General features: G+C 51.4%; 24 protein-coding genes and 1 other annotated feature. Of the genes, 5 read left to right on the plus strand and 19 right to left on the minus strand.

What is annotated here, in order from left to right:
* Positions 1 to 140: 140 nt before the first annotated feature.
* The 5 genes from MKX76_RS10005 to MKX76_RS10025 all read right to left on the minus strand — a co-directional run bounded on the left by MKX76_RS10005 (position 141) and on the right by MKX76_RS10025 (position 5,689).
* Positions 141 to 1,223, minus strand: coding sequence for a Gfo/Idh/MocA family protein (locus MKX76_RS10005; RefSeq protein WP_007128356.1), 1,083 nt, complete (start codon positions 1,221 to 1,223; stop codon positions 141 to 143).
* Between the two features lie 543 nt (positions 1,224 to 1,766).
* Positions 1,767 to 2,549: an SDR family NAD(P)-dependent oxidoreductase gene (locus tag MKX76_RS10010; protein ID WP_341033663.1), complete on the minus strand. Its 783-nt coding sequence runs from the start codon at positions 2,547 to 2,549 to the stop codon at positions 1,767 to 1,769.
* A gap of 158 nt (positions 2,550 to 2,707) precedes the next feature.
* On the minus strand, positions 2,708 to 3,118 hold the full coding sequence (locus tag MKX76_RS10015) for a c-type cytochrome (protein ID WP_007128358.1): 411 nt from the start codon (positions 3,116 to 3,118) through the stop codon (positions 2,708 to 2,710).
* A 42-nt stretch (positions 3,119 to 3,160) separates the two neighbouring features.
* Positions 3,161 to 4,876, minus strand: coding sequence for a GMC family oxidoreductase (locus MKX76_RS10020; RefSeq protein ID WP_007128359.1), 1,716 nt, complete (start codon positions 4,874 to 4,876; stop codon positions 3,161 to 3,163).
* Positions 4,877 to 4,909: 33 nt separating this feature from the next.
* Positions 4,910 to 5,689 (minus strand): gluconate 2-dehydrogenase subunit 3 family protein, encoded by a 780-nt coding sequence (locus MKX76_RS10025; RefSeq protein WP_445669841.1) that lies wholly within the window; start codon positions 5,687 to 5,689, stop codon positions 4,910 to 4,912.
* A 121-nt stretch (positions 5,690 to 5,810) separates the two neighbouring features.
* On the opposite strand from MKX76_RS10025, the gene MKX76_RS10030 reads away from it, so the two are divergent.
* The 3 genes from MKX76_RS10030 to tatC are packed head-to-tail and all read left to right on the plus strand — an operon-like array spanning position 5,811 to position 7,427.
* Positions 5,811 to 6,494, plus strand: a complete 684-nt coding sequence (locus tag MKX76_RS10030; protein ID WP_007128361.1) for a hypothetical protein — start codon at positions 5,811 to 5,813, stop codon at positions 6,492 to 6,494.
* A gap of 19 nt (positions 6,495 to 6,513) precedes the next feature.
* Positions 6,514 to 6,699 carry a twin-arginine translocase TatA/TatE family subunit gene (gene tatA, locus MKX76_RS10035; RefSeq protein WP_007128362.1) on the plus strand — a complete coding sequence of 62 codons (186 nt, stop codon included), beginning with the start codon at positions 6,514 to 6,516 and terminating at the stop codon, positions 6,697 to 6,699.
* Positions 6,696 to 7,427: a twin-arginine translocase subunit TatC gene (gene tatC, locus MKX76_RS10040; RefSeq protein ID WP_007128363.1), complete on the plus strand. Its 732-nt coding sequence runs from the start codon at positions 6,696 to 6,698 to the stop codon at positions 7,425 to 7,427. Before tatA ends, tatC begins: the two co-directional genes overlap by 4 nt.
* A 130-nt stretch (positions 7,428 to 7,557) precedes the next feature.
* On the opposite strand, the gene bahA is transcribed toward tatC, so the two are convergent.
* The 4 genes from bahA to MKX76_RS10060 form a co-directional block, all read right to left on the minus strand.
* Positions 7,558 to 9,816, minus strand: coding sequence for a bacitracin amidohydrolase BahA (gene bahA / locus MKX76_RS10045; RefSeq protein WP_341033665.1), 2,259 nt, complete (start codon positions 9,814 to 9,816; stop codon positions 7,558 to 7,560).
* Positions 9,817 to 9,912: 96 nt separating this feature from the next.
* On the minus strand, positions 9,913 to 11,079 hold the full coding sequence (locus MKX76_RS10050; protein ID WP_007128365.1) for a HAMP domain-containing sensor histidine kinase: 1,167 nt from the start codon (positions 11,077 to 11,079) through the stop codon (positions 9,913 to 9,915).
* A complete protein-coding gene (locus MKX76_RS10055) occupies positions 11,076 to 11,789 on the minus strand; it encodes a response regulator transcription factor (RefSeq protein WP_213613885.1) in 714 nt (237 codons plus the stop codon). The genes MKX76_RS10050 and MKX76_RS10055 overlap by 4 nt, the downstream gene beginning before the upstream one ends.
* Positions 11,790 to 11,923: 134 nt before the next feature.
* Positions 11,924 to 12,496 carry a TetR/AcrR family transcriptional regulator gene (locus MKX76_RS10060; RefSeq protein WP_007128367.1) on the minus strand — a complete coding sequence of 191 codons (573 nt, stop codon included), beginning with the start codon at positions 12,494 to 12,496 and terminating at the stop codon, positions 11,924 to 11,926.
* Between the two features lie 277 nt (positions 12,497 to 12,773).
* On the opposite strand from MKX76_RS10060, the gene MKX76_RS10065 reads away from it, so the two are divergent.
* Entirely contained in the window at positions 12,774 to 13,544 is a 771-nt protein-coding gene (locus tag MKX76_RS10065) for a ketopantoate reductase family protein (RefSeq protein ID WP_341033666.1), read from the plus strand.
* Positions 13,545 to 13,891: 347 nt separating this feature from the next.
* On the opposite strand, the gene MKX76_RS10070 is transcribed toward MKX76_RS10065, so the two are convergent.
* The 4 genes from MKX76_RS10070 to MKX76_RS10085 form a co-directional block, all read right to left on the minus strand.
* Positions 13,892 to 15,490: an amidohydrolase gene (locus tag MKX76_RS10070; RefSeq protein ID WP_341033667.1), complete on the minus strand. Its 1,599-nt coding sequence runs from the start codon at positions 15,488 to 15,490 to the stop codon at positions 13,892 to 13,894.
* Between the two features lie 109 nt (positions 15,491 to 15,599).
* Complete coding sequence (gene map / locus MKX76_RS10075; RefSeq protein WP_007128370.1) at positions 15,600 to 16,346, minus strand: type I methionyl aminopeptidase; 747 nt, start codon at positions 16,344 to 16,346, stop codon at positions 15,600 to 15,602.
* A 13-nt stretch (positions 16,347 to 16,359) separates the two neighbouring features.
* Complete coding sequence (locus MKX76_RS10080; protein WP_007128371.1) at positions 16,360 to 16,893, minus strand: hypothetical protein; 534 nt, start codon at positions 16,891 to 16,893, stop codon at positions 16,360 to 16,362.
* A gap of 226 nt (positions 16,894 to 17,119) precedes the next feature.
* Positions 17,120 to 18,202: a glycoside hydrolase family 172 protein gene (locus MKX76_RS10085; RefSeq protein ID WP_007128372.1), complete on the minus strand. Its 1,083-nt coding sequence runs from the start codon at positions 18,200 to 18,202 to the stop codon at positions 17,120 to 17,122.
* Between the two features lie 203 nt (positions 18,203 to 18,405).
* On the opposite strand from MKX76_RS10085, the gene MKX76_RS10090 reads away from it, so the two are divergent.
* Positions 18,406 to 19,275: a helix-turn-helix transcriptional regulator gene (locus tag MKX76_RS10090; protein ID WP_007128373.1), complete on the plus strand. Its 870-nt coding sequence runs from the start codon at positions 18,406 to 18,408 to the stop codon at positions 19,273 to 19,275.
* A 133-nt stretch (positions 19,276 to 19,408) separates the two neighbouring features.
* Here MKX76_RS10090 and MKX76_RS10095 read toward each other — a convergent pair whose 3' ends face one another.
* The 6 genes from MKX76_RS10095 to metE all read right to left on the minus strand — a co-directional run bounded on the left by MKX76_RS10095 (position 19,409) and on the right by metE (position 26,329).
* A complete protein-coding gene (locus MKX76_RS10095; protein WP_341033668.1) occupies positions 19,409 to 20,842 on the minus strand; it encodes an MFS transporter in 1,434 nt (477 codons plus the stop codon).
* Between the two features lie 194 nt (positions 20,843 to 21,036).
* Entirely contained in the window at positions 21,037 to 21,198 is a 162-nt protein-coding gene (locus MKX76_RS10100) for a hypothetical protein (protein ID WP_213613879.1), read from the minus strand.
* 212 nt (positions 21,199 to 21,410) lie between these two features.
* Positions 21,411 to 21,746, minus strand: a complete 336-nt coding sequence (locus tag MKX76_RS10105) for a thioredoxin family protein (RefSeq protein ID WP_213613877.1) — start codon at positions 21,744 to 21,746, stop codon at positions 21,411 to 21,413.
* A 26-nt stretch (positions 21,747 to 21,772) separates the two neighbouring features.
* Positions 21,773 to 22,111, minus strand: coding sequence for a bacillithiol system redox-active protein YtxJ (gene ytxJ, locus MKX76_RS10110; protein ID WP_007130284.1), 339 nt, complete (start codon positions 22,109 to 22,111; stop codon positions 21,773 to 21,775).
* 262 nt (positions 22,112 to 22,373) lie between these two features.
* Positions 22,374 to 23,459 carry an aspartate-semialdehyde dehydrogenase gene (gene asd, locus MKX76_RS10115; protein WP_340900684.1) on the minus strand — a complete coding sequence of 362 codons (1,086 nt, stop codon included), beginning with the start codon at positions 23,457 to 23,459 and terminating at the stop codon, positions 22,374 to 22,376.
* A 193-nt stretch (positions 23,460 to 23,652) separates the two neighbouring features.
* Positions 23,653 to 23,964 (minus strand) — a binding site (T-box leader).
* A gap of 76 nt (positions 23,965 to 24,040) precedes the next feature.
* Positions 24,041 to 26,329 (minus strand): 5-methyltetrahydropteroyltriglutamate--homocysteine S-methyltransferase, encoded by a 2,289-nt coding sequence (gene metE / locus MKX76_RS10120; protein ID WP_251535171.1) that lies wholly within the window; start codon positions 26,327 to 26,329, stop codon positions 24,041 to 24,043.
* Positions 26,330 to 26,722: the final 393 nt, after the last annotated feature.

Here is a 26,722-nt window from a genome sequence, read left to right on the forward strand (position 1 = left end):
TCGCTTTCCATATATCCATCATCTAAGCACAATATTAATTCAATCGCTCACTCATAAATTCTTCCCGATTGCTATAAATGCAAAGAAAGCTCTGATTATTCAGAGCTTTCCTCAGATTTTATGGATATGAAAATGCAAATTTAATCCAAGTATACCGCCTGACCAAGGCGTGCGGATTCGTACAGCGCTTCAAGAATGCGGGATACCACATACGCTTGCTCCGGCGTCACGACAGGATCCTTATCCTCTTCGATTGCTTCAATCCATTTTCTCATCTCAATATCAGGCGCCGATTCCTTGCGTCCTTCATAGAAAGCGACGCCACCGGAGCTCAGCTCGATTTCCTTCGTGTATAACCGGCTGAATTGTTCCCCGTTGATCCGAAGCCCGTTCTTCATGTCCGCGCCGCCTTCGGTGCCGCTTAAGCTGCACTTCGCTTCATCGACCTCGAGCGTATTGAGCGCCCAGCTCGATTCCAAAATGATGGTCGCACCGTTCTCCATGACGATCATGCCGAAGGCCGAATCTTCAACCGTAAATTTCTTAGGATCCCATGGTCCCCATGCATTTGCCGCATTTTCCTTACTGGACAACTCATGATACGTAGTGCCAAGCACAACCTTCGGCTTGTAGTTATCCATCATCCACAGCGTCAGGTCAAGCGCGTGCGTACCGATATCGATCAACGGACCCCCGCCTTGCTTCTCCTCGTCCAAGAACACGCCCCAAGTCGGCACGGCTCTTCTGCGCACCGCATGTGCCTTTGCATAGTAGATGTGGCCGAGCTCGCCGGCTTCGCACATTTGCTTCAAATACAAGCTGTCTTCACGGAACCGGTTATTATAACCGATCGTCAGCTTCTTGCCAGTCCGCTTTGCTGTTTCAAGCATGCGCTTGGCGTCCGCAGCCGTCTTGGCCATCGGTTTCTCGCACATGACATGCTTGCCCGCTTCTAACGCTGCAATCGAAATGTCGGCGTGAGAGTCGTTCGGAGTCAGAACATGGACAATATCGATGGTCTCGTCTTTCAGAAGCTCGGTATAATCGGTAACCACGCTGGCATCCGCGGTTCCGTACGTCTTGGCAGCTTCCTCCGCGCGCTCCTTCACGATATCGCAGAACGCAACGAGCTCCACGTTCTTCAATTTGCTAAGGCTCGGCAGATGCTTTCCGTTTGCAATGCCGCCGCAGCCGATAATGCCGATACGATATACTTTACTCATCAATCATCACCATCTCTTTGCATAAAATGTAATCGGTATGAATCCAATGCGCACGCATCAGGTGCAGACGGGTCAGGTATACGTTCTTCTATGTAATTCTGCCACATTGAACCGCTAGGGTTATCCGCCATCGGCAAGTCGGCCTGAGCCGATCATGAGAGACGGGCCGGCCTCAGGTCCTCTGTAAGCGGCAGCGCCATGAATCCTGACATCCAAATATAAGGTACCACATCTTGCGATTTTTTTTAGTCCAACTATGCGACATGTTCGACTATAAAATTACGACATCCTTCAATCATCGGAAGTAAAAAAATAGGCACTCTAGGTGCCTACCGCAGGTGCCATGGCACATACATCATCCTCTCGCATCGCTCTTCACTTTCGACCGGCCAGGTTGAAATATTTTCCAGTCCCCTTCCAATCAACTCAGCTCTTCGGATACGAACCACAAAAAAACAGCGGATTGCCCGCTGTTCTGTGGTTGCCTGCAGGGAGCGCGTCCACTGCAAACTGCTATTGTCTTGAAGGCTGCATGCAAGCTTTTTATAGCGACGGTCCAGCTCCCCCGTCGATATTCACCGATGTTCCTGTGACGTAAGAAGCTGCTTCGGAAGCTAGGAACACGATGACTTTCGCCGCTTCATCGGTGTCGCCGATCCGGCCGAGCGGAATGCGGTGGCGGGGATCGCGTGCGTATTGCTCCCATGTGAGACCCGGCTCTTCCCTCTTCCAGCGCTGCTCCAGTTGGTCGCTTCGGATCATGCCGATGCAAACGGTGTTGACCCGAATTCCGTCCTGCGCCAAATCACGGCTCATGGCCTTCGTCAGGGCTTGTCCGGCGGCACGGCTTACACTGCTGGGCATCGATGAGGCAGGCGGGGTCTTGGCTGAAGATGTCGTGACATTAATAATAGAGCCGCCGCCCGCCGCGCGCAAATACGGTACCGCCGCCCGTGAGATGCGGATCGCTCCGAACAGCTTCAGATCCAAATCGGCTGTCCATGCTTCGTCGTCTATCCCTTCAAACGGCTTCGCAGCAGCGGTTCCCGCATTATTGATGACGATGTCGAGTCGCCCGTATCGATTGACGGTTTCCGTTACCGCCCGCTCACAGTCCGCCGGCTTCGTCACGTCGGCGCTGATGATCAGGACATCCGCTCCTGCCCGATCCTTGATGATCGCGGCCGCGTCTTCCAGCTGCTCCTCGTTGCGGGCGCAAATGGCAACCATCGCCCCTTCCACAGCGAACGTGACAGCCGTCTCCAACCCGATGCCCTTGCTCCCGCCGGTTACGAGAGCGACTTTGCCTTGAAGTCCTAAGTCCATCTCCTTGAGCTCCTTTCGATTCCATCATTCATGTAAGATAATGTCTTTCACCTATCATTTTATCATTTGAGCCATGCGGGTAATATGAATTTCGGCAATAAAGGAAAAGCCGATGCCCTTGATCGGACACCGGCTTGTTCTGCTATATGCTGATCCTTCTATTTCTTCTGTGCCAGCCACTGCGACAGCACCGTAATATCGTCTTCCGATAGTCTGTCCTTGAACGACGGCATGCCTCCGCGGCCGTTTGAAATGATGCCGGCAATCTCTTCGGCGGAATGTTCCGCGCCTATCTTCTGAAGGCTTGGAAAGTTGCCGCCTCCGCCCAAATCCGTTGCATGGCAAGCCATGCAGTTTGCATTATACAGCGACTGCGCTTGAGCGCTGACATCCCCGCCAGTCGCTCCCTCGCCATTACCTGCATTTCCCCCATTCGCCGTATCCGGAGCCTGTTCGGTTCCGTCAGCCGGAGCGGGTTCTGTTGCATTGTTCCCTCCACCGCCGCAGGCTGCCAGCGATAGAACCAGCACGGTGATCAGTGCCGCTATGAACCAACCTTTTTTGAACATGGTGTGTACTACCTCCTTGAAGTGTGATGTGCAAGCTGCAGGTTATACCAACAACCCGCCCTTTTTGCTGTATTGGACAATCCCCTCCGCCGCGCGATAAGCTAAAGCTCCCACAGTGCCTGTCGGATTGTAGCCGCTGTTATGCGGGAAGGCGGACGCCCCGATGACAAACAAGTTTTCCATATCCCACATCTGCATATAGTTGTTCACTGCCGAAGTGTCGGGGCTTGCCCCCATGATGACGCCGCCGGTATTATGCGTGGATTGGTAAGTCGTGATTTCGTACGGCCCAAGCTCTTTCATTTTCAAAATGCGGTCGGTGCCCATCTCCTTCATAATGTCCCCGCAGCGGTCCGATAGATAACGTGCCAGCTCCCGGTCCTGCTCCTCGAAGTCGAAGGTGATCCGAATGAGCGGATCCCCGAACGCATCCTTGTAGGTCGGATCCAAATCGAGGTAGTGATGCCGAAACGGCATCGAGGAGCCTTGGGAACCGATCGTAAGCACGCTGTTGGCGTATTTCAAGGAATTGGCCTTGAACTCTTTGCCCCAACGCGGTGAATCCTCCGGCACCGGGTTGTTCTGAATCGGACGCTGGCCCGTAAACGTATGGGCGATGTTTCCGCCATGGATGAATTTCAGATCGGAGTGATCGAAATTATCCCCGTTATAATCGTCCACGCAGACGCCGAGACTGCCTGCACCGGCGTACAGGTTGAACTTCTGATCGTCGAAAAAGCCGACCGCATTTCCTTTGATAACCTGATAGGCGTAGTTTTTGCCGATGACTCCCTTACCGGTGGCCGGATCATACGGCTTGCCAATCTTGGACAGCAGCATCAGGCGGGTGTTATTAAATACATACCCCGTTGAGACCACAATATCCGCAGGCTGTTCAATATCCTCGCCCGTTGTCATATCCGTGTACATTACTCCGGTCGCTTTGCCTCCGCTATGTAAGATCCTTCTTACGTAGGAGTGCGTCCGGATCTCGAACTTACCGGTTTTCTTCGCAACCGGGATCACGGTAACGACAGGATCGGCTTTCGCACCGTATTCGCAGCCAAACCGCTCGCAATATCCGCAATATTGGCACGCCGCCCGCGAAATGCCGTCCGGGTTCGTGTAGCTTTCGGATAGGTTCGCGGAAGGTACCGTGTACGGGTGGAGATTGAGCTTTTTAGCCGCTTCTACGAACATCTTCATCGATGGCGTATGGAGCATCGGCGGCGTCGGGTAATCGTTCGAACGCTTACCCGCGAGCGGGTTCACCTCGCCTGAGATGCCCGCCATTTTCTCGAATTTATCAAAGTACGGCTCAAGCTTGTCGTAGGTTATTCCCCAATCCTGAATCATCATGCCCGGCGGTATTTTATCTTTCCCATATCGCTCTTCCGTCATGCTGCGGATTTCAAAATCATAGGGAAGGAACCGGTACGTCTGCCCGTTCCAGTGTACGCCGGCCCCGCCTACCCCCTCTCCGAGAAGGAAGGATCCATACTGCCGCATAGGCAGGGCGCGAATTTTCTCATTGCCCCGGAACGTAATCGTTTCTTTGGACAGGTCCTGCATCAGATCATAGCGAAGCGCGTAACGCAGCTCGTCATGCGCCATATAGTAATCCTCCGTCACCCTCTCCTTTCCTCGTTCCAATCCGACAACAGACAGTCCCTGTTTCGTCAATTCCGATGCGATAATACCGCCGGCCCAACCGACGCCGATTATGACAACATCCGTCTTAGGCAATTTTTTGGCCATATGTTTACCTCGCTTACGTGTATAGTGGTTGAATTACAAGTGATCTCTCAGACTCTGTGGCGGCACGACGGTGAAATCTTTCTCGATGATATTCGTGTAGGTCATCTGGTTGCCGGGATAATCCCTCATCGCCCAGCCCTGCATATTCTTGTTTCCTCCATATAAAGGATCGCTATAGACCCCTTCCAAGGTACTGCTGCGCAGCAGGTTAAAGAATCCGCTTGCGGATATCGTCGTTACGTTCACTTCATCATTCTGAAATGCGGTCAATACGGCATCCTGCTCTTCAGGAGACAGGGCCGGAAAGTCCTTCTTGTATTTGTTTTGACTGTAATTCTGGAGCTCCCTCAAGCCGATATAGAAAATCTCGCGCCGGTTAATCCGCCCCTGATAGCCTTGCGTCTTTTCGCCAACATAGAATGGCGAATGCATATAGTCTCTGGCATTGAAACCCCAATCCCCGGCCAGCTGGTGGTCGATAAAGAAGGCTACGCCGAGGTCCTTGGCTCCCGGGCCGTTGTCATCCGCCGGGAATATTCGCTCCACAGCTGCTTGCGTAATTGCATACTGCTCCTGCGTGAAGAACATCAAAGCTTCATTGTAGTTCGCTTCTTGCTTCTGCGGTGCCGGCGGTGTTGCAGGCTTCGCTCTCTCCTTCGGGATCAGATACCCTAGCAAGCCGCCCAGGACGACGCCTCCGACTGCATAGCCGGATCTCGTCAAGAACTTCCGTCGTGACATTCTTTGGGACTCTTTGGTTTTGGTCGCTTCACGGTTTTCATTTTGTTGTGAATGTTGATCTTGTTCGCTCAAGGCTTTACACCCCTACTCTAGTTCATTTGGATACCGTTATTGTCCCCAGCAAAATTCCATTCATACATTATTCTCCATCCGGGCATGCTACATTTACCAAACCATATGGAGGCGAATAGTTATGAATCCATTCTGGAGTCGCTGCAAAGCTCCGATTCTAGGCTCTGCGCTGCTGCTTGCGCTCACAGCCTGTCAAAATCAAACGGACAATCAACAGAACACGCAAAAAGCTCAGAATGTGCATCCCAATGCAGCGCATCATGTGCAGGATCCGGATCTCATCCCGAGCTACCATGGCATGAAAACACGTACAACCAATGAGAATGGGGAGACGACAAGCGAAATGGGCACGACCGTATACAGCTTGATCGGCTCCTCCAGCCTGCATGAAGGGGGCGTGTCCTCCCACGTCCAATCAAGACTAGCGGGGCTTGGCATTGAAGGCATTAAGGCATTTGTCGTGAATGACACGATCATTCTGGCTCAAGCCGAATCCACCGTGTCTTCAAACCAATATGACCATATACAGAGGAGGGTATTAAGTCAGATGGACGGTTTGTCTGGTAAAGGCGAGCCGGATCCAGGCGTTACAGGGAAAGAAACCTCGCAGACCGATAATCTGTCTCAGGCGAGAGAAGAAGTGAGGAATATGTTTAATAAGCATGTGCAAATTCTCACCGTGACCCATCCGGAGGCGCCTGGCCTGATCGACCGGATCGCATCCAAGCTGCATGATTCGCCGCGAGATGCATCCATCGCCGGTGATATCACCAAGCTTCTGCAAATGACTTCGAAAGAACAATAAATGTAGGGGAGTTGATCTTATGCCACTGGGAAACATCGGAGTAACCGGATTGATTCTGATCCTGTTGATCGCCTTGATTATTTTCGGGCCATCGAAACTGCCTGAGCTGGGGCGGGCTTTCGGACGGACGCTCAGCGAGTTTAAAAACTCGACGCGCGAGCTCGTATCCGCGAACGATACGGAAGAAGGAGACAAGCTGAAATGACGGATCGGGAGCAGGAGCAGCATCTGACGGAGCATTTTATGGAACTTCGCAAGCGGATTATGATTACATTGGGCACCTTCTTGGTTGCCCTCTGTGCCGCTTTCCTGTACGTAGAACCCCTGTACAAGATGCTGACCCGCGATGTCGAGGGTCAGCTTCAGGTTCTGGGGCCTACGGATGTTATCTGGGTGTATCTCATGATCGCAGGCGTGATTGCATTGGCGGTAACGACTCCGGTCGCAGGTTATCAGGTATGGCGGTTTGTCGTGCCGGGTCTTCGCCCTGTTGAACGCCGCATCACGCTTGCTTATATTCCGGCGATTGCAGGGCTGTTTGTCCTGGGTCTCTCCTTCGGTTATTTTGTGATCTATCCGATGGTGCTTTCCTTTCTGGATTCGCTGTCCGGCAACTTTATGACCGCATACACGGCGGAGAAGTATTTCCGCTTCATGATCAATATGACCGTACCGTTCGGCGTTCTATTCGAAATGCCCGTCGTCATCATGTTCTTAACGTCACTCGGTATCCTGAATCCGCTGCGGCTGGCCAAAATGCGAAAAGTCGCCTATTTGCTGCTGACCATTGCCGCCGTGACCATTACGCCCCCTGATTTCGTGTCCGACATTCTCGTGATTGTCCCGCTGTTCCTTTTGTATGAGATTAGTGTGGGACTCTCCCGTCTCGTCTATCAAAGAAGGCTGACAAAGCTCAATCCGATCAGCGAGTGAATGGTGGCTCGGGTGCGGCAGTGCATTGATGACAACAGAGAAAAGCCGCCATGCCGGCGGCTCTTTAGCGTGTCTATAATTTTGTAGGTTCGTTAAGCTTCAAGCCTTCATTCAGAGCGTCCCTGCAGGTTTATGGACGGATGCCTACATCATTCAGCAGGATGGTTCCGCGCTTGGTCAGGTTGAACTGGAGACGGATCTTGGTTAACTGCTCCGGATTGAAATCCGGGTTCATTTTTTTGAAATCGCCTAGCCCGAGATCATAGCTCTGAAAGACGGGTTCCGAGGTCTCCCCAAAATTAGATAATGGCCATTTCAGCAGTTTGCCCTTAATGACAGGCGGCAGTTTGGATATATGGCTGAGGGGAAGGCTTGCCTGACGGCCCTTCTTGTCTTCTACCGTAATCGTAAAATTGATCAGCTCCTTCGGATCGCCGTTATCCTCTTTTCGGCGGGCATCTGCCAGCGAGAATACGATGGAGCTCTCCTCGCCTGTCTTCATCGCTCGTTCAGGGAGCGTAACCGTATAGGCTGCGGGTTCAGCCGAAGCTTTTGAATTCCAACCTAAACGGACTGCGCTGTAATCCGCTTCACCCATTTTGGCCTTCACCTTCTCCTCCTTCCATTGCTGGAGGTTCTCGCCCATTATGCTGCCGCCTGGCAACGTGGTGCTCTGGAGATCAATGTCTTCTTGATAATCCGCAAGCAGGATCGTTTGCGAATCGTTATAATTGCCGACGTACAGATTATCGGGAAGCCATTCCTTGGCGTACCCCAAATCTCTGAACACCTCTCGATATTGCCCTTGGTCCTTCAGCGTGGCATCTAAAAACGAGGCTATAAACACTTTCGCAATCGCTTCCTGTTCATCCCGCGGCATGATTTGACGGACGTTAAACAGTTGGCTCCCCAAGCCTGCCACATCTCCTCTGCCCCAGCCTCCGTTAAACTGGCCGTGGTTGGCACCATAAATATAGACCAGGGCTTTCATGTAATCCGTGCCCTCCGTATACCGAATCCGATGATACTGCTTGGCACCGTCCAGGCTGCTGACATCCATATCATGAGCTCCATGCAGAGCCAAATAATGCACATCTTTCAGCGGCAGCGGTTTGCCTTGAGGCTTATATTGCCCGTCCGTGCCGGCGATGGACACCAAAGACCGGATCGAAAAGTTATAATCAAACTTGATATGGCCGCGGTCCGGATGACTCGAGAGCCTGTTGAAGGCAGCGGCGATGGTGACCGCTTCCCCGCCTCGGGAGTGCCCGATCAGCGCGATACGTTCCATATCGACCTTTTGATAAAAGGGATGGTTCGGATCGCTGTTCCAGCCCTTCCAGGTTTTCAAATGCTCCAGCAGCAGCAAACCTCTTGCCGGATTTTCATTCAGCAGCGGGCTAAGCAGGAACAGATCCTCATACGGGGAGAAATTCAGGAAATTTTCATCCACCGACACAAATATATACCCTTTGCTCGCCAGCAGTTTGCCCAGGTAATCATATCCCGCATCCGAATAATCGTTCATCAAGTGATTGCCATGGACGATGAGAACTAACGGAAAGGGGCCCTCCCCTTCGGGATACCACACTTTTCCGTTTAACGGCATGGCATCGGGGCCAAATCCAAGCGACTTCGTGCGAACGGATGACCATTTATCGACAAACTCGGAAGCATCCACCGTCTTGGTAGTCAGCGAACCGCTTTGATTGAACTCTTTTCGATAGTTGTCCGGACTTCCGTACAGCAGGCTTTTGACTGGATACTCGCCTTGCTCGGCAGGGTTTTTCATCGCCGTGCCATCATACCGGGCTGAAGTTTTCAGCTGTTTCAAGGTCACGTCCGGAGCAGCTTCATCCCCCGCACGAATCAACCAGAAGCTGCCGGAGCCGATCACGAATGCGATCAGGGATAAACAGGCCACGGCACCAATTTTCCTGGTTTTGGAAGCCTGCTTGTATCTTCCGGTTGCAACATTATAAACCAATGCACCAAACAAAGAAAAAACAACTGCAAACAACACGATGAAAACTACCGATACTTCCAACGGTCCAATGAAGCAAAATAAAAGCATGCTGAGGGAGTACAGCAATATCCAAATATAACGACTTGGCAGTTTTTTTACCCCGTGCAGCAGCCATGCAGCCAATCCGCTAATCAGCGCTACGGCGAAGACAAACAGGAATGTACCTGTGAAAAAGCGGACGAAATCTTGCCCCGTCAATAGATATCTTGCCTGAATAAGGACCAGGATCAATGCGATGACGCCAAGCCCGAGTGACGCTCCCTTCCAACCGGGCGTTAGCGGCTTTATGCGTTTCCGGCCAGTGATCCATCTTCGAATCAAGATCGGGCCCTTCTCTGTTTGTTTCTCTTCTTGTGTCTCCAAACTCTCCAGTCCTCCTGTATACCCTATATAGTTGGTTCTACATCAGAGATTACCGGACAACTCTTTCATCCCGCTTTCCCTATTCTTTCAGAAATCTTACATTTCTTCAGGCAGAAAAAGAACGAATGTCGTTTGCCCGTTCGTGGTCAGCGTGATCGTTCCCCCATGCTTTTCAATGACCTGTTTGGCAATAGCAAGGCCAAGCCCCGTACCGCCATCGCTTTTCCGGGCAAGGTCTCCGCGAACAAATGCATCGAACACCTTCCCCTGTATGTCTTCCGGAATGCCGACTCCATCGTCCGACAGGTGAATTTCCACCCCGTTACCCGCAGCTGCCAATTTCAAGCCGACGGTTGTTCCGGGCGGGTTGTATTTCAAAGCGTTGGACAGGATATTGGAAACGGCCCGGTATAACCAGGTCGCGTTAAATGGGATCCAGATTTCCCGATCGGGAATATCGTAATGGAAATAAAACTTATGCTCCTCGAATACCTCGTAATACTCGGCCGCGATGGCCCTCGTAAATTCCGTTATGTCCGAGGTCTGCACGTCAAAAGGATACTCCGGGCTATCCAGCTTGGACAGCTCAAAGATCCCGTCGATCAGCTCTAGCATCAGACTGGCTTTATTGGAGATCATGCTCAGGATTTGCGCCCTTCTCTCTTCAGAATCAACGAGCCCTACCTCCATCGCTTCGATATATCCCCGAAGGGTGGTCATGGGTGTTTTTAAGTCGTGAGAAATGTCCATCAGCATTCGCTGCTTACTCTCTTCCAGCTCCCGCTTCTCCTTCTCGATTTGTTCGAGCCGCGCTGCCATTTCATTGAAATCATCCTGAATTTGCGCAAGCTCATAGCTCGCTTGAAAATTCAGCCTTTCGTGGTAATGTCCGCGGGCGATGCTCCGGATGCCGTCTGCGATCGACCGAAGCGGAGTGGTTACCCGGGATGCCGTCCACCTTCCGAAGGCATATACGATGATTGCAAACAAAGCGAGAAACAGCAGAAGCGTTTTCAGAGCCATTCCATAAAATACTTTCACTTTCTCTTGCTCATGCTGTTCGCTGTTCACTCCAGGCGCGGCAGCTGGATCGCCCATAACTTCAGCCTCCACCGACTTGATCGGTCCGGAAGCCTCCCTGAAGTAATTCACCATTTGCGCATTTAATACGAACAGTGAAAACGCGGCAATAAGCGCTATCGTTATAAAGAAAAAAATATATTGGCGGATCAGCGAACGCTGCAGGCGATTAGGCGATTTCATGGCTGTAACTCATCTTTCTTCGCAAACCGGTAACCGAGCCCGCGAATGGTTTTGATATAGACGGGCTTCCTCGGACAAGCCTCGATTTTGTCGCGCAGCCTGCTGATTTGGACCATGACGGCGTTATCGTCAGCAAGATAATGCTCGTCCCAGGCATACTCAAAAATTTGCTTCCTCGTAAATACGCGCCCCGGCTCCCCCATGAACAGCTTCAATAATTTGTATTCGATCGCGCTCAGCGAAATCGGCGTTCCCTTGATGTATAACGTGCATTCCCGGTGATCCAGCTGCAGGTCCCCGATGCACGTGTCGGATACCCGCGGAGCTTCAGGCAGCTCATTGAACTCATATGAACGTCTCAACTGGGCCTGTATTCTCGCCATCACTTCCAGCGGGCTGAACGGTTTGGACACATAATCGTCTGCCCCCAGCTTCAGACCGGTTATTTTATCAAGCTCCTGATTTTTGGCCGAAATGAGAATGACCGGGATCTTATAATCCTGCCGCATCATGCGGAGCAGCTGAAACCCATCGATGAACGGCATCATGATATCGAACAGCGCCAGATCCACGTGCTTGCTTCGCAAATGCGCTAAGGCTGCTTTACCGTCGAAAGCTTCCAGTGTCTGATATCCTTCTGCGTCCAGATAAAGTTTAAGCATATCGATAATATCCGGATCATCATCGACTACAAGTATGGTTTTTGGCATTAATGCATCCTCCTCCAAGTAGTATATGGTTCTCCTTGGGAGGCGAATTTCCTTTTTTGCGTGGATTCAAGAACAAGTTGGTAAATAACAAAAAGCACCCTCCGTAATCGGAAAGGCACTTTCCATCTAACCATTTAGCGGCGTCCAACAAAACCATACAAGAGAAGCTGATTAAGCTCAGCCATCTTCTTTTTATAATTCCCCGATCTTGCCCATGAGGCTTGGAGTGACCCTACGGCATTTAATAATTCCAAGAGGGTCTCCACGGAAACCGAAGCGTGAATCGCCCCTTCCTTCTTCCCCAGCTCAATATATTCCTGAATAAGCTCGATTCTGATTTGATTGGTGTTTTCGCTATATAAGCTTGCCAGCACCTGATCTTCAACGGCACCCGGTGTGCCAAGCAACTGGTAGTCTTGTTCGGCACAGATCTCCAGTACTTGGGATAGCTTGTCCTTAAAGTCGATATTTTGCTGCAAAAGCTCCTTGGCTCTTCGGATGGTGTTTTGCATCAGAACGTTTGCACATTCTTTGACCACCCCTTCTTTACTGCCGAAGTAGTTATACAGGGATACCGATGAAACGCCGGATTCTTCAGCAATGTCTTTAATGCTGACATGGATGAAGCCTTTTTCTTTAAAAAGCTTTAATGCCGCATGAATGATCGCATCCTTCTTTTGCTGCGTTCTGATTTCGAATTTGTTCATCCGCCTTCACCCGCTTCCAAATTTCATCACTTCAGGTATTTTAACATAAATCGAATATTTTTTAAATTTAATCGGGAATATTTAAAAACTTCTTGACATCCTGGTTGATGTCCATATAGAATCAAGCTGTTAATTTTTAAATTTCATTACGATTATTTAAAAACTTTGTTGAAACAAATAAGCGCATAAGCAAACACGGGTTGGATCAAATGATTCAACTCAATCAACCGTCCAATCCGACATGACGATGGGAGAGGACGCTAAAGGAGGATCCGCGATGCAAATATTAGTTTACGGCGCAGGCGTGCTGGGCAGTTATTTAGCCCACGAGCTGGAGCGCGGAGGACACAAGGTCACAATGCTGGCCAGAGGACGACGGGCGGATGAGTTGGAGAAGAACGGCAATGTCATCCGGCACTATTTACAATTTCGGACCACGGTACATAACGTACGGGTCATCCGCGAACTCCAGCCGGACGATGTTTATGACCTGATTTTTGTCGTGATGAAATACCCGGATTTCGAGTCGGTATTGCCTGCGCTTGCAGCAAACCACAGCCGCCATATCGTCTTGATGGGCAACAATGCAAGTCCAGGGCCAATGGAGGAGTATTTGCAAACCCATAGTCCGGTACCCAAAAAGGTTGCATTCGCTTTTCAGTCGATCGCTGGCTGGAGAGAGAATGGTCTTGTTATAAGCGTCCGCAGCCCAAGAACCAAAATCAACATCGGAGGTTTAGGCCAGGACCTGTCTTGGCGTTCGGTAATCGACCAGGCTTTGGTTAACACCAAATTTAAGTGGTCTTATCAGAAAGATATGGATGATTGGCTGAAAAGTCATTTTGTGTTCATCTTGCCCCTGAATTTCATATCTTCTTCCTATAACGGCCATCTGCGGAGAGCCGCAAAAGACAAGAAGCTCCTTCATCTCGTGATCGATGCTGTAGATGAGGGACATCAAGTGTTGGAGAAGAACGGTTATACGGTTACTCCCGCCGCTCAAAAGCAATTCGCCCGCAAACAAAGAAAGCTGTTTACTTCCTGTTAAAGATAATGCTGTCAACCCCGATTAGCGGAATCCTGTTAAGCGATAAGGCCGTATCGGCAAGCGAGACGACCGCTTTACAGCATGCCTTCAATCAATTGAAGAAACGGGCGAACATGGCCACACCCGCTTGGGACGAGCTTCAACGGTATTCCCCCGTTGATAGTCCGAATAAGTAGCTTCGTCAATTTAAATAAGCTTTTTCATAGAAAAAATCTCTGCTCGACCAGCGAGCAGAGATTTCATAAACATTCGATCAGATCCGGATCAAAGAGACAGCCGGAGCTGCCCCAGTTCGACCTGGATCATCCCTTAGTTAATAAACTAAGCGCTCTGCGAACCGGCATGTCCTAGGCCATATACCCTATTTCGCCATTCACAACCGTCATCCGCACCTTGATCTTTAGCAGATCATCCGGATCCATATCATTATGTATCATTCGGTCAACGACGGTGAAATCAGCATATTTCCCGACCTCGATGCTCCCTCTCTCCCCTTCTTCACCCGCCGCTGCTGCACTGCCCGTGGTGAACAGCTCCACGGCCTCGGTTACGCTAAGCTTTTCTTCCGGGATGTAGCCCTCATGCCGCTCACCCGGCTTTCGTCTTGTAACGGCGGCATGAATGCCAAGAAACGGATCCAACGGTTCAATCGGCGCATCGCTCCCGCCCGAGCAAGGCAGCCCGCTTCGCAGCCATTTCTTCCATGCATACAGATAGTTTGTCCGATTGGAGCCGACCCGTTCAAGCACCCAAGGGAAGTCGCTGGCAACGAACCTTGGCTGCAGATCGACGGCCAGACGGAGCTTCATCATCCGCTCAACTGTAGGCGGCTGAACAATCTGGGCATGTATGAAACGGTCCGGAAGCTTAGCATCCATCGGAAGCGGGTTGGCTTCCAGCACTTCTGCCATGCATTCGGCAGCAGCGTCACCGATCGCATGGAAGGCCACCGGATAACCCAGCTTGCGCGCGCTTCGGACAATATGTGCAAGCTCTTCCGGCGAATGCATTGCGAGCCCGCAGGTATGCGGGGCATCGTCATAGGGTTCCATTAACAATGCCGTTCTTCCGCCGACGGCTCCATCGACGAACAGCTTGATTGCACCGATGCGATTCCATTCGTCTCCGCTGCCAGCCTTCAATTGAAGATCCTCTATTTCTGCCAGAAACGCATGATACATGAGCTGATGGGTGCGAAAATGCAATCCCATCTCTCGTAGCTCCCGATGGATGCGAAGCATGTCGTCCGCACTGCCGAGAAGCCGCAGGTCTTCCGTGTGCGCAGCCGTGAGGCCAAGACGGAGCGCATCCCGGCAAGCTTCATGCAGTGCGTGCTTCAAAGCTGCAGGCTCGGGCTGCGGCTGAACGTCAAAAAAAGGAATCGATGCATTTTCATAGATCCATCCATTCATCTGTCCGCTCGGATCCCTGCCGAAGGCTCCGGATTCCGGATCCGGAGCCCCTTCGGGAATGCCTGCTTGGCGAAATGCTGCCGAATTGCCCAAATAAGCATGAAAACAGGTCCTCGTTAAAAAGATCGGATGTACCGTCGAGATTTCATCCAGCTCCAGCCGATGTGGCACCGTGCCTTCCCGGAAGCTGTTCTCGTTCCAATTCAGCCCCAGAATCCAATCTCCCGGCGGCGTTACCTCAGCACGTTTCCTCAGCATATCCAGCATTTCGTCTTTGCTTGTCACTTCCGTAAAGTCGAGCATGCCAAGCTTCAATCCATGCATGCCCAGATGCATATGGGCATCGACAAGGCCCGGAAGCACCCAGGCACCTTCCCAATCCACTATGCGATAGTCTTTGCCTGCCAGCTGAAGCCGCAGATCGGCCGCGCTGCCAATGGCGCGAATGACGCCATCCTCCACAAATACGGCATCCGCAGCTGTGGGGGACTGCCTCGTCCATAATTTTCCATTCATAAATAGGACTGGTTTCATGGATATGTCCTCCGAATGTTTTTCCTCATTATATCAAATTCATAGACTTACCGAAGACGCAAAAAAGGCCCGGGAATCACCCCGAAGCCTTTGCTTCCAACACCTGGCATTATTGCATCGTCAATATGAGCGGTCCGTCCTTTGTGATGGCAATGGTATGTTCATATTGCGCGGATAGCTTTCCATCCGCCGTCCTTGCGGTCCAGCCGTTTGCATCCATCTTGCTTTCCCATACCCCCACATTAATCATCGGCTCGATTGTAATGACCATGCCTTCCTTTAAACGCAGCCCTTTTCCCGGAGATCCAAAATGAGGGATTTGAGGTTCTTCATGGATCCGCGGCCCAATGCCGTGACCGGTGAACTCGCGGACAACCCCGTATCCCCGAGCTTCGGCATACGTCTGAATCGCATGGCCGATATCACCGATCCGGTTTCCGATCTGAGCTTGCTCAATTCCTTTGTAGAGGCATTCGAGGGTTACGTCCATCAGTCCCTTCGCCTCTTCGGAAACGTCGCCGACCGCATAAGTCCAGGCCGAATCCGCCAAGCTGCCGTTCAAATTGACGACGAAATCGATCGTAACGATATCCCCGTTTGCAAGCGGCTCCTTCCGGGGATACCCGTGGCAGATTTCATCGTTTACCGACGCGCATGTTGCATACTGGTAACCGTTATATCCGATCTGTTCCGGAACAGCCCCGTGCTTCTTTAAATAGGTTTCAACAAAACGGTCGATGGCCGAGGTTGAGATGCCGGGCTTGATTAACTTCGCGACCTCGCGATGGCATGCGGCGAGCAGCTTGCCCGCTTCGTGCATGGATTGGATTTCCCTATTCGATTTTAGTGTGATCATGATCGGTTTCCTCCTATATCAGCCTTTGGCTGCCCATTTTAGTGCGTTCATAATGATAACGGTTGCGGCAAGCCGAGCCGCAAAACTTAGTGACCTGGGCCCTGCGATAGGGAATGAACCAGCGATCGCATTGTACACAGGTCTGCAGCGCAAGCGTGCTCTTCTCCATAGCCTCAAGCAGGCTGATGATCGACTCCATGTATTTTCGTCTCAACTGATCCGGTCCATCCAAGAACTCCGAGTGCAGCAGCAGCTGCTGTCCTTCTTCACCGGTATCACTGGTATGCTCGTCTGTTTCACCAGCAAACAGTGAAGCCGCCCTTGGAACTAAGCTCACCTTCAGCCGTATGGCCTGATATTGCTCGAAGAGCTTATTCAAGCGATGGAGCGTATCCATGCCGAGCCGCTTTCCGTCCCGAACCGATTCGGCCAATTCCAGCAGCATATCCCGGAGTCTCTCCTCCAAGCTTCCGCTCTCCACGCTATGCTGATTCAGCTCATTGATCACCTGCAGAAAATAATGCTCTCGGGATAGTATCGGACACATACCAGACGCCTCCTCCTTCATCGATGCTCCCCGTTCAATGGATAAATGGATTCAATCCATTTATACCATTAATATAGCTGAATTTCAACAATTCTAACCCGATTCACTAAAAAGAACACAGACAAAAGGCGCGGCTATGTAAGCCGCACCCCATCCCGTCTATTACACGCTATGTGTTTGTTCAAAGCATTTCTCGGTTACGGTGACGATGATCATGCTGTCCTTGTCAGATCACTTCCAGGTGATCTTTATCCGGCAGAGCACGGAATGTCGCATGCGGCTCGGCCTGGTACCAATACGCAACGGACGCAATATCGTCCTGCAGCGGCAAATACCTTCCACCCGAGCGCCATCCGAGAGCCTGAACCGTCACCCGCAAATCCTCCTCAAACCGGATCGGATCCATGATATGCCAGCGGTACATGCCGAAGCGCTGCTGACTGCGATACAAGCCATCCGGTTTAATGATCTGCGGCAGTCCCAAGAACGGCGTCGAGAAGGTACCGTATTCGCCGGTCGGATGCTCGAAATTCCAGGCCCCGCCGAAATAATCCTCCGTTCCGGTTCCACAGATGGTCGGAAATTCGCCATCGCCGTCCATGTAAAACTTAACCTCACCTTCGCCCCACCAGCCGGTATTGTTCACCTGCCACGCCAAATAAGTGCCGACATAGTGTCCTCTTCCTTGAATTCCGTCGATAATCGTATGAACGTCCTTATATTTCACGGGATTGCTTCGGTTCCATGCAGCATGGAAATAGGCGGTGTCCTCGGGCACCTCAGTCAACGTGTAATTAATCTGATAATACAGGATGACATCCTCTGTCGCCCGATTCTCCACGGTCAATCGCGCGTTACGGCGGAACGGCATCAGCCAGTAACTGTTCATTCCTCCTGCCGGATTTACGGAGATCGGCATGGAATTCACATTGCTGCGCTCACACCAGCCATTACAGAAGAAATCGCCAATAGGCACCTCAACGGATGGAGCCTCTTCATGATCCCAGTAAAAGCGTAAAATTAAATTCCGCCAATGGCCTGGAAACGTGGTCATCCACATATGCTGGATCGCTCCCGGACCGGTGATGTCGGCCAACACAAAGGTGGTTCCTGCCGGAATGGATACGGATGGCGATACCTTCCAGCCTTGGCCCAGATCGCGGGCACATGCTGCCCCGGTTCCTTCCGTCGCCATCGCTCCTTTCCCTTTTTCTCCAGTGAAGTTTTCCGGGCTGATTGAACGTGTGACCGCTTTAGATAAGCGCGGCAAACTTCCCAGACCCATATCCAGGCCGTTGAATGCTGACATGCTTGTTCACCCTCCATTTGTAAGCGTTCTATTGCTAATGATTTCGACAATGCAAACTTATGATATAGTTGACTTTGTACCGAGTTTAAAATATTCCGCGATTGCATGACAGATCCGATCAAGTCAATTTTTTAACCAAAATTGCTCATTATTTCGCCTGCCCGTTTGGGATCCTATACATATTGGCCACAGGAGGTTTCATTATGGATATGAACATGCTTTCACCCTACATACGCGTAGCTTGGGATAGTATCGTGGAACCGCCTTTCATCATCCCGGAGCGTGTTCTCTATGATTACGAGCTGATGTACGTCAAGGAAGGCGAGGTCGAGGTTACTGTGGAGGAACAAACGTTTCACGGAATCCCTGGAGACCTTTTCCTGTTCAAGCCGAAGCAGCCGCATTCCATTCGGCTTCTTAACGGCAAACGCCTTCGCCAGCCGCATATTCACTTCGACTTGTTCTATCAGCCCGACAGCCCTGAAGTCAAAGTATCCTTCAAACCTCTGAAGGCGATGACCCAGGAAGAACGGAGAAGCTTTCGCGAGGATCTAACCCCGCTGCTTGATCTGCCGCTGCCCAATCACATCCGGCTTCATCAGCCGATCATTATTGAGAAGCTCCTGTTTGATATCATTCACGAGCAGGAGCGAAAATTTCCGTACCACGACATTGCCGCCAAAGGTTTATTCATTCAGCTGTGGATTCAGCTGCTGCGCGAGGTGCATTGGCACCGAAACCCGCACCTGCAATCGAAGCAGGAGCTGCTTGACCGCGTCAAGCAATATCTCAGCCATCATACGGACCACGAAATTACGCTGGACGAGCTCGCCAGACTCGCCAATCTCAGCAAATTTTACTTATGCCGCCTGTTCAAACAGGCTTATGGCATGACCCCGATTCAATACCATGTGACCGTCCGACTGGAGAAAGCCAAGCAGATGATCCAATTTACCGACCTGCCGCTCTCCCATATCGCCGAAATGCTCGGTTTTCAAAGCATTTACGCCTTCAGCCGGGCATTCCGCAAGCTAGAGAACGTTCCCCCTTCCTATTACAGGAAGAAGAGCTGATCGCGCTTTAAGCATGAGCCACCGATATAAACATGAAAAAACCATCATCCTATTTGGATCAGGATGATGGTCTAAAGCTTCATTAGAAGCAATTATCCGTTTTCAGCAGCTATCCATCCGTTATTGCCGCGGGCTATTTTATGCTGTCGTTTCGCAATCCCAATCCGGCGATGAGTGCAACGATCAGGGCTGCACTCGTTACCAGAAATGCGTCGGAATAAGGTATGGCACTCAGCGTGTAGAAGGGATTGAGCGGATCGCCGGCAGTACGGCGAGAAGAGAGCACCGCCCCGATAATGCCTGCCCCCGTTCCTGCACCAAGATACAGCGCACCTTGGTATATGCCGATTCCAACGCCCACCTCCTCTTTAGACAACGAACTGACCGCAGCGCTGTTAGCCGGAGAATTGGTCAGCGCGAATGCGATCCCTGCTCCGAGAACACCCACGGATACGATCGCTGGAGGAGATCCTGCCGCATACGTTGACAAGAATAATGTGGAGACGCCCATCAAGCTGACACCGGCAAGGATCAGTCGTTTCGTCCCCACCCGATCCGATATCCGACCGATCCAAGGGGACAGGAGCGCAACTGCTGCCCCTCCCGGCAGCAGGACCAGCCCCGCTTCCCCCGGCGTAAGCCCGTTCGATTCTGCGACTAGGAGCGGCACGAACACGAGCACTGCAAAATAAGCGAACATTGAAAAGACAGAAACCAGGATGGAACAGACGTAATACCGGTTTGCAAACAATGCCGGAGGAACGAACGGGTTGTCTACGATGGTAATTCTCCGGATAAAACCGGCCAAGGCTAACAGCGAGCAGGCAAACGTGCTTAATGACGCTAAGGAACCGAACCCGGAGCTCTCTCCAAGTGTGACGCCTAGCAGAAGCATACCTGCGGAAAGCCCCAGCAGCACGCCGCCGAGCAGGTCAAACCTTCGGCCACCTGCTCCTTCCGGCAATGGCTCCAGCTTCGGCAGCGCAAACATCGAACCGACCATGATGAGCAGGGACAGACCAAGCGTAATCCAAAACAGGGATTGCCAGCCCAATGTCTGCCCGATCATGCCGCCGAAGATCGGGCCGCCGGCAGTTCCCACGCCGATGCATCCTGCCATGATGCCTAGAACCCCGCCGCGCTTGCCCGGCGGGAACACCTTCGAAACGGCGACAATGGACAACACGGGAATGGCTGACATCCCCGCTCCCTGGACCATCCTTCCCGCAACCAGTACGATAAGATCCCTTGCGAGGGCACAAATCAAACTTCCTAGCGCTAAAATACATACCGCAATCAGAAACAGTTTTTTCAGCTCCACAACATCGGACATCCGCCCGTATAGGGGAACGCCGAAAGCCAGCATAAGCGCAACGCCGCTGACCACCCAGCTGACCTCTGCTTTAGTAGTTTCGAATTGATCGATTAAGATCGGCAGCACTGGGTTCACCATGTCAACCGTTATTGCAGCCACGAGCACAGATAGCGCGAATGTTGCGATAAAGAGCCTTGCTCCGCCCTGTCTTATTGTTGAAGTCAAAGCTTTTGTATTCGTATCATGAGTCATTCTATACGCCTCCTAAAAAATAAAATTCTTTTTTAGGAGGCTGCGTCCACTGCCTTCTTCACCGGTTTCTCACTCCATTTCATGACGAGATGCATCGATGGCCTCTCTTGGCAAATATCAGCCAACGAAAAAAGAGGCACCGACTCATCGGTGCCCCTGCGTGAAGCGTTTGACTCGCTGGAAATCACGCATGATCAGCGAGATTTGTCCGTCAAGAAGGCAACATGCTTCCGGGCACCGTATTCTTCAAAGCCATAAACAATGCGGCAAAATGGGCAGACGTATCCCGTTAGCGTCAAATCGCCGGATTTTTTTACGGATTGATCCAGATAAGCAGATACGAATACGGATCTCACGTTTGTTGCCTCCTCTCTCCATAGATACGGACATTATATCCGATACGCTTATGTAAAACAATTCAATCTTGATCAGGATGGAACGCCTCAAAGATTCCTGATTAAAGTAACCAGACGCCCCAGAGAGCCCGGTGGGGTGAAAAAACTGGTCTAACTCTTTGGCCTAGCCCCAAAAAAAGTCGATGAGCTTCCCGCTCATCGACTTCCATCATTCAGATCGCATACGCCTCATAAATCCTGTCGAGCTGTGTCCTTAAGGAATCAAATTTCACGAATCGCCCTTCCCTGATCAACTCCTTGCCATTCACAAACAAGAGCAATGCAGGCACGGAGAATATCAGAAATTCGGAGGCAATATCTCGGGCGACTTCCGCATCGACCAAACCTAATCGAATTTGCGGATAATCCGCTAACAGCGATCTCAGCTTCGGCAGGACGGCATGGCACACGCTGCAATCCTGCCGGGAAACATACACAAAGCTTAACGGATGATCATGGATAAATGCATCAATGGCTCTGACCGAGTTCAGCTCATGCAACTCTTTCATTGGGAGCTCCATCGGCTTTCGGTTCCTTAATCCAGAACCGCTTTGATATGCTCGGTCGTCACGGCCCAATGCGAGGCGGTCCAGTATTTCGCCTTGTCTTTGATGTAGATAATTTGCGGGGATTCATGCTTTACATTCAGATCCTCGGCAATCTGATTCGATACCGGTCTGGATTCGATCACCTTAACAAGTGTATAATCCACATCGGCGTTCGGAGTATCTTTCAAATATTGCTCATATTCTTTCAAAGCGTTCGCGCTCACGGGACATGTTGTGCTGTGTTTAAGGATAACTTGTCCGCGTTCCGCCGACTTCTCCAATATGTTCTTCCATTCATCCTGGGTCGTGATTTCTGTCCAATTCATATATGTTCTTCTCCTTCTGCTATAAAAATAAACGCATGCCGCTCTCTTCGCTGCACGATGCAATCTAACATTACGAGTAATGATAGCGGAAAATGGCCCACACATCAAGTTGCAAAACGCTTCGCTCCCGAAGCAGCACTTCGCATCCTTCCGTAAAAAGACATTCTCTCTTGGAAGCAGGCTATGGCCATAAGAACTTAGCTCAAGAGCACAAAGAACCAGGGCATACTTGCGCCGCCTGGTTCTCTGGTATCCGCCGTTTTTATTTTGCTTCAATATAGCCTTCTGCCTTCAGCAGCTCCGCGATCAGAACCGCACCGCCGGCTGCGCCGCGCAGCGTGTTATGAGACAGCCCTACGAATTTATAATCGTAGATGGTATCCTCACGCAGTCTTCCGACCGAAACGCCCATGCCGCGCTCGATATCGCGATCCAGGTTCGTCTGCGGTCTGTTCTCCTCTTCGAAATAGGTGATGAACTGCTCCGGGGCGCTTGGCAGGCGGAGCTCCTGCGGTCTGCCCTTATATTGCCGCCAGCGGTCGATGATTTCATCCTTCGACGGCTTATTCTCGAACGAAGCAAAGACGGTAGCCAAATGTCCATCAGTAACGGGTACGCGAATACATTGGGTTGTAATGATTGGGGAAGCGGCTTTCACGATCTCCCCGTTGTCAACACGTCCCCAAATCCGCAGCGGCTCCTGCTCGCTCTTCTCTTCCTCGCCGCCGATGTACGGGATGACGTTATCGAGCATTTCCGGCCAGTCGGTAAAGTTCTTGCCCGCACCGGAAATGGCCTGGTACGTTGATGCCACCACTTGCGTCGGCTTGTAATCAAGCAGGGCATGGAGCGCTGGCACATAGCTCTGAATCGAGCAGTTCGGCTTCACGGCGATGAAGCCTGTCGAGGTTCCCAGCCGTTTGCGCTGCGCCGCGATCACTTCGATATGTTCCGGGTTAATTTCCGGGATCACCATCGGCACGTCCGGCGTCCAGCGGTGAGCCGAATTGTTGGAGATGACAGGCGTTCCCGTTTTGGCGTATGCTTCTTCGAGCGCCTGGATTTCATTTTTCTTCATATCTACCGCACAGAAGACAAAATCCACCTGATCGGCAACCTGCTCCACCTGCGAAGCATCCTGGACGACGATCGGCTTCACATCCTCCGGTATCGGAGTGGCCAGCTTCCATCTTCCCTGCACGGATTCCTCATACGTTTTTCCTGCCGAGTTGCTGCTTGCTGCAATGACCGTTACTTGAAACCAAGGGTGGCCATCCAGCAGCTGGATAAAGCGCTGACCGACCATTCCTGTTCCGCCAACAATACCAACTTTAAGTTTTTGTGACATGTGTACTTCAAATCCTTTCGTAATGGCATCTTTGATTCGGGTGCACGGACCAGCTTCCGTTAGCGAAGGAGTTCATGCAGTAAGCTTTTCTCTAGATTACTATTCAAACCGTCTGAAATGGTGCACGTTTCTTCAGGGATTCCATCCATCCTGCCGGCACAAATAAAAAAATCCCACCCCCAAGACCGAAGTCTAAAGGGACGAGATTGAGTTCTCGTGGTACCACCCCAGATTTGCCGGCATGTCGCCATACCAGCCTCATCGAGTACGGCATGCTTCCTGCATGCATATACTCTAGCTCTGTAACAGGAGCGCCTGTCACACCATCCCCTTTATGAGGTTGTTCAAAAAGTCGTCAAACCGACTTTTTCAACTCACACTTTAACCTAGGTTCCGATGTGCTGCTCAGAGGCTTTATTCAATAAGGAATTCTTTACTCCTTCTCAGCTGCCGGAGCTCTCTGCACAAAGAATTCAATATTTACTCATCTCTTCATCGCATTTAATAAGATTATAATACATAAATCGGGATCTGGGGAATCCAATTTTTAAAAAATTTTATCAAGAACCTGTACGCTCCGCTCACACCTTAAGAGTATACTTGCCGCGGGCGATCCGGGTGGCCTCCACCATGTTGCGCAATGAATCGACCGTTTCCTCGATTCCTCTCGTTTTCAGGCCGCAATCCGGATTAATCCAGAACAGCTTCGGATCCAACACGCGCAGGGCGCGCTCGATCATACTGGTCATTTCCTCCACCTTCGGAACGCGCGGGCTATGGATATCATATACCCCCAGGCCGATGCCGAGCTTGTAAGTGTTCTCCTCGAAGCTGTGGATGAGTTCCCCATGGCTGCGCGACGTTTCGATCGAGATGACGTCCGCGTCCATCGCTTCAATCGAATCGATCATGTCATGGAACTCGCAATAACACATATGGGTGTGGATTTGCGTGGTTTCCTGGACCGTGCATGTCGTCATGCGGAACGCCGCTACCGCCCAGGACAAGTATTCGGCCTGCTCCTCCGCCTTCAAAGGAAGTCCTTCGCGAACAGCCGGTTCATCGACCTGAATCATCCCGATTCCGGCTCGTTCGAGCTCCTCAACCTCTTGACGGAGCGCATAAGCCAGCTGATACGCGATATGCTCGCGCGGGATATCCTCTCTGACGAAAGACCAGTTCATAATCGTAATCGGTCCGGTCAGCATGCCCTTCACCGGACGTTTCGTCTGCGATTGAGCATATTTCGTCTCCTTGACCGTCATCGGTTGTTCAAACGCAACATCCCCGAATATGATCGGCGGCTTCACGCAGCGGGAGCCGTATGACTGTACCCAGCCAAACTGTGTGAATGCGAAACCGGCAAGCTTCTCTCCGAAAAATTCGACCATATCCGTACGCTCGAATTCGCCGTGCACAAGAACGTCCAGTCCGATCTCCTCCTGCAGCTTGATCCATATGTCGATCTGCTCTCGAATGAAGGCCTCGTAACGCTCCTCGGACCATTCGCCTTTGCGCCACTGCTGCCGTGCTTTCCGCACCTCCGCTGACTGCGGGAAGCTGCCGATCGTCGTGGTAGGCAGAATCGGCAGCCGCCATTTCTTCTGCTGCGCGATGTGCCGCTGCTCAAACGGTTGCTTTCGCTGCGGCTTCTTCGAGCGAAGCTCGAGGACGGCGTGCTGCACGTCCTGCCGATTGCGGGCATCGGACAGCTTCAAGGCTTCAAGATCATGATCGCATTGAGTCAGATCATCTCGAATGGACTCGACGCCTGACGAAAACGCTCTGGTCAGAAGCTTGAGCTCGTCCAGCTTCTCGTCCGCAAATGCCAGGGCATTTTGCAGCTCCGGCGGGAGCTTGGCCTCGCGCTTTGCGGTCACCGGCACATGAAGCAAGCTGCATGAGGTCTGCACGATGAGCCTTTCGGGCGCTACCACATTCGTAAGCTCCTGCAGCAGGCCGAGCTTGTCACGAAGCGGGGCTTTCCAGATTCCACGGCCGTCAATGATCCCGGCACCGAGTATTTTATCCTTCGGGAAACCGAAGGCTCGCAAGGAAGCGATATTGCCTTTCAAGCCATGTACAAAATCAAGACCGATGCCTTGAACCGGCAAGCTCACGATATCTTGGTAATTCTCCACCGATTCAAAATAGGTTTGCAGCATAATATTCAGTCCGGGTACGGATGCCGCAATTGTCTCATAAGCAGTCTTTAATCGCTTGTTATCCGCATCCTCCAATTTTGTAACCAATATCGGCTCATCCAGCTGTACCCATTTCACCCCTTCTTGTTCGAGCTCCTGAAGAATATGTAAATATAATGGCAGCAGGCGGCCAAGCCAAGCGTCCGTCTCGCTTTCTGCGTAGCCCTTTGACAGCTTCAAGAAGGTCAGCGGCCCGACGATCACCGGCTTCCCTTCAATCCCGAGCTTCTCCTTCGCTTCGCGATAAGCGGCCAGCGGCTTATTTTCGGTGATGACAGGAACCGCCCCTTCGAGCTCCGGCACAATATAATGATAATTCGTGTTAAACCACTTGGTCATTTCACTGGCTGCGGCATCCTTCGTGCCACGGGCAACTCCATAATATACGGAGAGAGGAACCGTGCCTCCTTCATATCGGAAGCGCTTGGGAATGATGCCGAACATGGCGGCTGTATCCAGCATGTGATCGTAATAACTGAAATCATTTACCGGAATGAGGTCGATCCCCTTTTCCCGCTGCTTGAGCAAGTGCCCTAGCCGGATTTCCTCTAATCTGCTCTGAAATGACGGCTCATCCGACTTGCCCGACCAGAAAGCCTCGAGCGCTTTCTTCCATTCCCTGTCCGCGCCAATTCGCGGGTATCCCAAAATACTGCTAATTGCCATTCTCGTAACACCCCTTACACACATATTTGATTACATGTAAGATATCACGGATCCCCTGGCGGGCAGTAACCGTTTTAAGCTATATCTAGTTATAGCCAAAAGCTATAGCAAGCCTTTATGCCTTAAAATATAGCCACACCATAAAAAAACCTCCTGGCTTCTTGTATGAGTCAGGAGGGTTTGGAAACCGGTAAGAAACGAAAAATGGCCATCAAGATCCTTGCTCACAGGAACGATGCGATGCCAAAGCCGCATGATCGGTCCGAATCGGTTTCCCTCTAATACTAGCAGTAATCAATCGTTCGGCCGAGGCTCAGTTTTAGTTCGCACCGTCTTGAATATCACATGTTCGATTGGACCTGAGGCAAATGCTGCCTGTGCCTGTTATAATGA

It is taken from the genome of Paenibacillus sp. FSL R5-0810, from assembly GCF_038002285.1.
GTDB lineage: Bacteria > Bacillota > Bacilli > Paenibacillales > Paenibacillaceae > Paenibacillus_AQ > Paenibacillus_AQ lactis.

Bases quoted from the DNA above. Each gene is read 5' to 3' on its own strand.
- map (WP_007128370.1), bottom strand. From the start codon at position 16,346: ATGATCACACTAAAATCGAATAGGGAAATCCAATCCATGCACGAAGCG.
- tatC (WP_007128363.1), top strand. From the start codon at position 6,696: ATGACGGATCGGGAGCAGGAGCAGCATCTGACGGAGCATTTTATGGAA.
- ytxJ (WP_007130284.1), bottom strand. From the start codon at position 22,111: ATGAATTGGACAGAAATCACGACCCAGGATGAATGGAAGAACATATTG.
- MKX76_RS10090 (WP_007128373.1), top strand. From the start codon at position 18,406: ATGGATATGAACATGCTTTCACCCTACATACGCGTAGCTTGGGATAGT.
- MKX76_RS10020 (WP_007128359.1), bottom strand. From the start codon at position 4,876: ATGGCCAAAAAATTGCCTAAGACGGATGTTGTCATAATCGGCGTCGGT.
- MKX76_RS10085 (WP_007128372.1), bottom strand. From the start codon at position 18,202: ATGTCAGCATTCAACGGCCTGGATATGGGTCTGGGAAGTTTGCCGCGC.
- MKX76_RS10095 (WP_341033668.1), bottom strand. From the start codon at position 20,842: ATGACTCATGATACGAATACAAAAGCTTTGACTTCAACAATAAGACAG.
- tatA (WP_007128362.1), top strand. From the start codon at position 6,514: ATGCCACTGGGAAACATCGGAGTAACCGGATTGATTCTGATCCTGTTG.
- MKX76_RS10070 (WP_341033667.1), bottom strand. From the start codon at position 15,490: ATGAAACCAGTCCTATTTATGAATGGAAAATTATGGACGAGGCAGTCC.
- MKX76_RS10060 (WP_007128367.1), bottom strand. From the start codon at position 12,496: ATGAACAAATTCGAAATCAGAACGCAGCAAAAGAAGGATGCGATCATT.
- MKX76_RS10080 (WP_007128371.1), bottom strand. From the start codon at position 16,893: ATGTGTCCGATACTATCCCGAGAGCATTATTTTCTGCAGGTGATCAAT.
- MKX76_RS10010 (WP_341033663.1), bottom strand. From the start codon at position 2,549: ATGGACTTAGGACTTCAAGGCAAAGTCGCTCTCGTAACCGGCGGGAGC.
- MKX76_RS10030 (WP_007128361.1), top strand. From the start codon at position 5,811: ATGAATCCATTCTGGAGTCGCTGCAAAGCTCCGATTCTAGGCTCTGCG.
- MKX76_RS10015 (WP_007128358.1), bottom strand. From the start codon at position 3,118: ATGTTCAAAAAAGGTTGGTTCATAGCGGCACTGATCACCGTGCTGGTT.
- MKX76_RS10005 (WP_007128356.1), bottom strand. From the start codon at position 1,223: ATGAGTAAAGTATATCGTATCGGCATTATCGGCTGCGGCGGCATTGCA.
- asd (WP_340900684.1), bottom strand. From the start codon at position 23,459: ATGTCACAAAAACTTAAAGTTGGTATTGTTGGCGGAACAGGAATGGTC.
- metE (WP_251535171.1), bottom strand. From the start codon at position 26,329: ATGGCAATTAGCAGTATTTTGGGATACCCGCGAATTGGCGCGGACAGG.
- MKX76_RS10065 (WP_341033666.1), top strand. From the start codon at position 12,774: ATGCAAATATTAGTTTACGGCGCAGGCGTGCTGGGCAGTTATTTAGCC.
- MKX76_RS10105 (WP_213613877.1), bottom strand. From the start codon at position 21,746: ATGAAAGAGTTGCATGAGCTGAACTCGGTCAGAGCCATTGATGCATTT.
- MKX76_RS10055 (WP_213613885.1), bottom strand. From the start codon at position 11,789: ATGCCAAAAACCATACTTGTAGTCGATGATGATCCGGATATTATCGAT.
- MKX76_RS10050 (WP_007128365.1), bottom strand. From the start codon at position 11,079: ATGAAATCGCCTAATCGCCTGCAGCGTTCGCTGATCCGCCAATATATT.